This is a genomic window from Streptomyces sp. C, from assembly GCF_000158895.1.
Taxonomy (GTDB): Bacteria; Actinomycetota; Actinomycetes; order Streptomycetales; family Streptomycetaceae; genus Streptomyces; species Streptomyces racemochromogenes.
Genome location: NZ_GG657750.1, coordinates 5,802,362 through 5,803,743 on the forward strand (window position 1 = coordinate 5,802,362; position 1,382 = coordinate 5,803,743).

General features: G+C 77.1%; 1 protein-coding gene. It reads left to right on the plus strand.

From position 1 onward, the window contains the following. Positions 1-1,382: ABC transporter permease (locus tag SSNG_RS26305; RefSeq protein WP_129593395.1), on the plus strand; the 1,382-nt coding region annotated here is incomplete at both ends.

Here is a 1,382-nt window from a genome sequence, read left to right on the forward strand (position 1 = left end):
ACTGGCCGAAGCCGCCGTCGAACGGCCCCGCCCCTCCTGGATCCGGACCCTGGCAGGCCTGCTCCTGCTGGCCGGAGGAGCGGTGCTGGTCGTCGTCCTCGGCTCGCTGCGCACCGAACCCGCCTCCACCCCGGTGACCTTCCTGGCCGTCGTGGTGCTCGCCGGCGCGGTGTCGCTGCTCGGCCCGCTCCTCGTCCGGCTCGCGACCGCCCTGCTCGCCGGCCCGCTGCGGCTGGCCGGCCCCGGCGGCCGGCTGGCCACCGCGAACCTGCGGGGCAACGCCACCCGCATGGCCTCCGCCGTCACCCCGCTCACCCTCCTCATCGGCATGACCTGCACCGTGCTCTTCGTCACCCCCACCCTCGGCGACGCGGCCCGGGCACAGGCCCGCGAAGGGGTCCGCGCCCAGTGGGTCGTCACCGCGCAGGGCCCCGGTGTGAGCCCCGCCACCGCCGAGCGGATCCGCCGCACTCCGGGCGTCACCGCCGCCACCGAGATCGTGCACACCTCGGTACGGGTCGGCCTGACCAAGTACGCGGCCCAGGGCGTCACCCCGGCCGGCCTGACCCGCACCTGGGACCCGCAGGTCACCCGCGGCAGCCTGGACGGCTTCGGCGAGAACAGCGCCGCCGTCAGCGAACTCGCCGCCGACCAGCTGGGGCTGAAGCCCGGCAGCCCGCTCAAGCTGACGCTGGGCGACGGGACCCCGGTGACGCTGACGGTGTCCGCCGTGTACGGGCGGGGCCTGGGCTTCGGCGACCTGACGCTGCCGCACGGACTGGTGGCCGCGCACGTGGACAACCCCCTCGCCGGCAGTGTCCTCGTCGCGGCGGAGCCCTCGGTCGGCCGGGAGCGGCTGGCAGCCCCCGGGCTCGCGGTACTGTCCGCGGCGCAGGCCGACGCGGCCCGGGCCGAACGGCAGGCGGCCGGGGCCGAGATCAACCTGCTGGCCATGGGCCTGGTGCTGGCCTTCACCGCCATCGCGGTCGTCAACACCTTGGCGATGTCCACCGCCGAGCGGTTCCGGGAGTTCGCGATGCTGCGGCTGGCCGGGGCGAAGCGGCGGCAGGTGCTGCGGATGCTGCGCACGGAGACCCTGGCCGTGCTGCTGATCGGGGCGGTGCTCGGGTCGGGGATCTCGCTGGCGGTGCTGACCGCGTTCAGCGTGGGCATGACGGGGGCGGCCGCGCCGGCGGTGCTGCCGCTGGTGTACGCGGTGGTGGTCGGCGCGGCCGGGCTGCTGGCGCTGACCGCCACCGCCCTGCCGGGCCGGGCCGCGCTCCGGCTCCGCCCGGGTGGAGGTGGCCACCTCCAAGGCGTGACCCCCGGCCCTGCGGCCCCGGGCCCCTCCCGCCCTGCGTCCGGGTCGGCGGGGGCGGGGG